Raw genomic sequence first — 4886 nt, forward strand, 5'->3', positions numbered from 1 at the left:
TGCCGGTCATCGCGCAGGCGAGGACGTCGCGGCCCTCGAGGGCCGGCGGGATGGCGTCGTTCTGGATCGGCGTCGGGCGGGTGAAGCCCAGGGACTTCACGCCCTTCAGCAGATCGGGGTGAAGGTCGAACGTGGAAAAAGCCATGCAACAACTCTTCTTTCTGTGCGGCGACGCGGTCCGCGTGCGGACGGCGGAGTGCCGCTCGATTTGAATCCGACGATTGGGGGATGAGAACGGGGACTGCCGGAAAGGCCGCCGTCCGGGCGCCGGGCGCCCGTCACGTCAATGGCCGCGAGGCGCGGAATCTTCCCGGCACAGCGGCGAACTCCGTCATTATTGCACATAGACCGTGCGAGAACCGCACCAGACCGGGTCGACACGGCCGGGCGTTCCGTTCGCCATGAGGCGTAGCAAGCCGCCCGGGGAGCCCGAGAGGGAGACGGCACTCGGAGCTCCCGGGTCTCGAAACGCACTGCTGGCCGGGTGCGGTGGGTTCTTTGGGGGACAGGGTATCCTGTGGGTCGGATGAGTGTAAGAACGGTCTTTTTCGGCACGCCGGAGTTCGCGGTGCCTACCTTGAGGGCGCTGGCGGCGAGTGAGTTCCGGCCGGTACTGGTGATTTCGCAACCGTCGCGGCCGGCGAAGCGGGGGCAGCGGCTGACCGACCCGCCGGTGGTCGAGGCGGCGCGGGAGCTCGGGATTCCTTGCGAGCAGGTGGAGAAGGTGCGCGATCCGGCCTTTCTCGCCCGCCTGGCGAAGGTCGCGCCCGACGTCGCGGTGGTGGTCGCCTTCGGCCAGCTCTTCCCGCCGGCGCTGCTCCAACTGCCGCGGCTGGGTTGCGTCAACCTCCACGCCTCGCTCCTGCCGCGCTGGCGCGGTGCCGCGCCGATCCAGGCGGCGATCGCCGCCGGCGATTCCGTCACCGGCGTGACGACGATGGTGATGGAGGAGGGGCTCGACAGCGGGCCGATGCTTCAGGCCGCCGAGCTCGCCATCGGCGTCCGCGAGACGACCGGGGAGCTCTCCCGCCGACTCGCAGAGCTCGGCGCGCCGCTGGTCGTCGAGACCTTGCGCGGACTCGCCGCCGGCACCCTTGCGGCCCGACCCCAGGATGCGTCTCGCGTCACCGTCGCGCCGAAGATCCGCAAGGACAAGGCTCGGACCCGGTGGGAGCTCCCGGCCGAAACGCTCGAGGACCTGGTGAGGGCCTTTCAGCCCTGGCCGGGAGCCGAGCTGCCGTTCGGCGAGGAGTGGGTCAAGGTCCTGGCCGCGACGCAGGCCGCGGCGCACTACGGCGCCGCCCCCGGCACCGTTCTCGCGATCGAGAAGGAGCGCCTGCTGGTCGCGACCTCCGACGATTCGGTGCTCGCCATCGAGCGCGCGCAGCGCGCCGGGCGGGGCCCGGTCTCGGGCGGCGATCTCGCCCGCGGACTTCATCTCGGTCTCGGAGACCGCCTCTCTTGAGCCTGACCGGAAGGCCTTTCGCCGGCGCGGGGCCGAAGTCCGCGGCCGCGCAAGGCGTTCCGGCTGCCGGCAGCGTCCGCGGCGTCCGGAGCCAGGCCGTCTCGATCGTCGAGCGCACGCTGGTGTCGCGCGCGCCGGTCGACTCCGAGCTCGCGGCGCTCGCGGGGTCGTTCGACGAACGCGACCAGGCGCTGCTGCGCGAGATCGTCTTCGGGACGCTGCGCTGGCTGAAGCGGCTCGACCAGGTTCTCGTGGCCGCGAGCGGCCGGACCTTCGAGCAGATCCAGCCGGCGCTTCTGCCGGTGCTGCGGGTCGCCGCCTATCAGCTCCTCTTCCTCGATCGGGTGCCGGCGCACGCCATCGTCAGTGAAGCGGTCGACGAGGCGCTGCGGCGCAGCCACAAGGGGGCAGCCGGTTTCGTCAACGCCGTCCTGCGCCGCCTCGCCGCGCGGCCGAGCCTCGCGGCCTGGCCGATCGAGACCAGCGCCGCTCTGACTTCTGCGCCGACCCAGTCTTCGGCCTCGGCGTCGTCCCCGCCTTCTGCTTTTGCCCCGGCGACTGCGGTCGATCCGGTGACGCGCCTGGCGATCGAGACCAGCCATCCGGAGGTTCTCGTCCGGCGCTGGCTGACGCAGTACGGCGAGCCGGTGACGCGGGCGCTCCTCGAAGCCAACAACCGGCAGAAGCCGATGCACCTGCTCGCCTTCCGCGACAAGGGCGGGCGCGAGCGCCTCGCGGAGGCGCTCCGCGCCGAGGGTGTCGAGAGCGAGCCGAGTGGACTTTCCGCCCAGGGGCTGATCGTCCGGTCGGGCAACGCGCTGCGGACCGCCGCCTTCGCGCGCGGCGAGTTCTACATCCAGGACGAGGTCGCTCAGCTCGCGGCCAACCTGCCCACGCCGCGCCCGGGCGAACGCGTCCTCGACGTGGCGGCGGCACCGGGTGGCAAGGGGCTGGCGATTCTCGCGGCGGAGCCCGCGGTCCGTCTCGTGGCCGCCGATCTCGCCTTGCCGCGGCTCGCAGCGCTCGCCGCGAACCACTTGCGGCTGCACACGAACGCCGCGCTCGTCGCCGCCGACGCCCAGCACACTCCTTTTGCCAGTGCTTTTGACCGCGTCATCGTCGACTACCCCTGCACGGGAACGGGTACTTTGAGAAAACACCCGGAGTTGAAGTGGCGGTGGAGCGCCTCCGAGCTCGAGAGGCTCGCCGCGCAAGCGGTGCGCTTGCTCGCGGGCGCTGCGGGCGCCGTGGCGCCGGGTGGTCTTCTCGTTGCGATCTCCTGTTCGCTCGAGCCGGAGGAGAACGAAGCGGCCGGCGAGCAGTTCCTGGCGCTCGTTCCCGGCTTCCGGCGCACCTCGGCGGCGGGACGGGTTCCTGCGGCGGCGGCTTCGGCGAGGAGTCGCGAAGGGGTCTTCCGATGGCTCCCTTCGGGCGACCACGACGGCTTCACCCTCCAGCTCTTCGAACGGCTCTCCTGATTTCTGCCGGAAATTCCAGGAAAACGTCGCGGAGCCCTGTATTGACAGGCTCCTGCACTTGCCTTATCGTCCTCTCCGTCATCGATTGCGATCGACAAAACCATTGAAACCGGGGAGGAAAGATGGCTGGAAAAGCCGACATCGTGGAGTATGTTGCTGGAAACGTGGACGGTCTGACCAAGAAGCAGGCGGGCGAGGCGTTCGACGCCGTGATCGAAGCGATCACCAAGGGCTTGAAGAAGGGTGATCGCGTGCAGATCCCCGGTTTCGGCAGCTTCAGCGTCGGAAAGCGCGCGGCGCGCAAGGGTCGCAACCCCGCGACCGGTGCCACCATCACCATCAAGGCCAGCAAGAACGCCCGCTTCAAGGCCGGCAAGGACCTCAAGGACGCGCTGAACAAGGGCAAGTAAGCTGCCCGGGAGTCTCGGGCAGCGAGGTTCGGACTCGTTCGGACCGCCCGTGTCGTTCTGATCGCACTGCCTGACGCCAGAAGCCCTGCGGAGAGATGCTCGCCGCAGGGCTTTTGTGCTTCTCGCCGGCCTTGTTCCCTCCCGTGGGGCCGGGTCAGCGGACGTCGCGGTAGCGCGCCGCGAGTTGCTCCGGCGCCACGCCGCGCACGAACTGTGTCCAGATCCACCAGTTGCCGAGCACGGTGCGCAGGGGGCCGCGGGCGGCGAAGCGCCGCGCCGAAGTGACGACCGGCTGCGGCAGGATCGCGATCCTGCCGCTCTCCCGCAGGCGCAGCATGAAGTCGAGATCTTCGAGCAGCGGCCAGTCGCGAAACCCGCCCAGGTCCTCGAATCGCTCCCGGCGCACGAACTGCGCCTGGTCGCCGAGCGCGAGAAGGCTCCAGCGTGAGCGCAGGCTCGCGACACGCTCGCCGAGGCGGTAGACCCAGCCCCGCCCGTCGAAACGGATCTCGAAGGCGCCGCCGACGGCGCCCGCGGCGATTGCCCGGCGGACGAGCTCCACGCCGCCCCCGGGAAGCGTCGTGTCGGCGTGCAGGAAGAGCAGGATGTCCTCGGGCTCTCGGCCCGCCTCACCCGCGGCCGCCGCGCCGCGATTCAGCTGCCGGCCGCGGCCGGGGGGGCCGGAGACGACGCGCGCCCCCATCTCCCGGGCGATCTCGACGGTGCGATCCCTGCTGCCGCCGTCGGAAACGACGACGTCGTCGGCCTGGGCCAGCGCCGCGGCGAGCGCCGCGCCGATCGCGCGCTCCTCGTCGAGCGCGGGAATGACGATCGAAACGCGCGCGCGAGGGCCGACCACGGGAGCTGCGGATGCTAGCATTCACTTGCGACCCAGGATCTCTCCTGCGCCTGCCCGCTCATGTCCACGAAACCTTCGGCGTCTCCGTTCTCTCATCTCGACGGCCACGGCCGCGCCCGGATGGTGGACGTCTCGGAGAAGCCGGTCACGCGGCGCGTCGCCGAGGCCTCCTGCCAGCTTCTGTGCGCGCCGGAGACGGTCGAGCGACTCGGCTCGCTGCCCAAGGGGGACGCGATCGCAGTCGCCCGCCTGGCGGGCATCCAGGCGGCGAAACGCACCGACGAGTGGATCCCGCTCGCCCACACCCTGCCCCTCGACAGCGTCGAAGTGACGATCACTCCCGGAGATGCCACGGTGCGTATCGCCAGCCGGGTGACCGTGACGGCGCGCACCGGCGCCGAGATGGAGGCGCTGGTCGCCTGCGCTGCTGCGGCGCTCGCGATGTACGACATGGTCAAGGCGATCGACCGCACGGCGGTAGTCACCGACCTCCGCCTCGAAGCGAAGAGCGGCGGGCGCAGCGGCGACTTCCGCCGCGACCACGACGCCCCCTCCGCCCCCTCCGCCCCCTCCGAAAGCTCCGGTCGATGATCTCGACCGGCCTCGACCTTCTGCTTGCGAGCCCGCACGAGCTCGCCGGGCGGCGCTTCGGCCCTGTCTCTTGTTACACATCT

General features: G+C 70.6%; 5 protein-coding genes. 4 read left to right on the forward strand and 1 reads right to left on the reverse strand.

The genetic code is table 11. The features are described from left to right. Positions 1–526 precede the first annotated feature (526 nt). The 3 genes from fmt (at position 527) to KBI44_21410 (ending at position 3353) form a co-directional block, all read left to right on the forward strand. Positions 527–1465: a methionyl-tRNA formyltransferase gene (gene fmt, locus KBI44_21400; GenBank protein MBP9147042.1), complete on the forward strand. Its 939-nt coding sequence runs from the start codon at positions 527–529 to the stop codon at positions 1463–1465. After that, positions 1462–2943, forward strand: coding sequence for a hypothetical protein (locus tag KBI44_21405; protein ID MBP9147043.1), 1482 nt, complete (start codon positions 1462–1464; stop codon positions 2941–2943). The genes fmt and KBI44_21405 overlap by 4 nt, the downstream gene beginning before the upstream one ends. A gap of 122 nt (positions 2944–3065) precedes the next feature. Continuing rightward, entirely contained in the window at positions 3066–3353 is a 288-nt protein-coding gene (locus KBI44_21410) for an HU family DNA-binding protein (protein MBP9147044.1), read from the forward strand. 154 nt (positions 3354–3507) lie between these two features. Here KBI44_21410 and KBI44_21415 read toward each other — a convergent pair whose 3' ends face one another. Continuing rightward, positions 3508–4212, reverse strand: coding sequence for a TIGR04283 family arsenosugar biosynthesis glycosyltransferase (locus tag KBI44_21415; protein ID MBP9147045.1), 705 nt, complete (start codon positions 4210–4212; stop codon positions 3508–3510). A gap of 60 nt (positions 4213–4272) precedes the next feature. Here KBI44_21415 and moaC point away from each other — a divergent pair, with 60 nt between their 5' ends. Next, the gene (moaC, locus tag KBI44_21420; protein MBP9147046.1) at positions 4273–4803 is read left to right on the forward strand and encodes a cyclic pyranopterin monophosphate synthase MoaC; all 531 of its coding nucleotides are present in this window, start codon (positions 4273–4275) and stop codon (positions 4801–4803) included. Positions 4804–4886 lie beyond the last annotated feature (83 nt).

It is taken from the genome of Thermoanaerobaculia bacterium (genome assembly GCA_018057705.1).
In the GTDB taxonomy this organism is placed as follows: Bacteria; Acidobacteriota; Thermoanaerobaculia; order Multivoradales; family JAGPDF01; genus JAGPDF01.

Excerpts from the sequence above, each read along its gene's own strand:
- moaC (MBP9147046.1), top strand. The coding sequence starts at position 4,273 with ATGTCCACGAAACCTTCGGCGTCTCCGTTCTCTCATCTCGACGGCCAC.
- fmt (MBP9147042.1), top strand. The coding sequence starts at position 527 with ATGAGTGTAAGAACGGTCTTTTTCGGCACGCCGGAGTTCGCGGTGCCT.
- KBI44_21410 (MBP9147044.1), top strand. The coding sequence starts at position 3,066 with ATGGCTGGAAAAGCCGACATCGTGGAGTATGTTGCTGGAAACGTGGAC.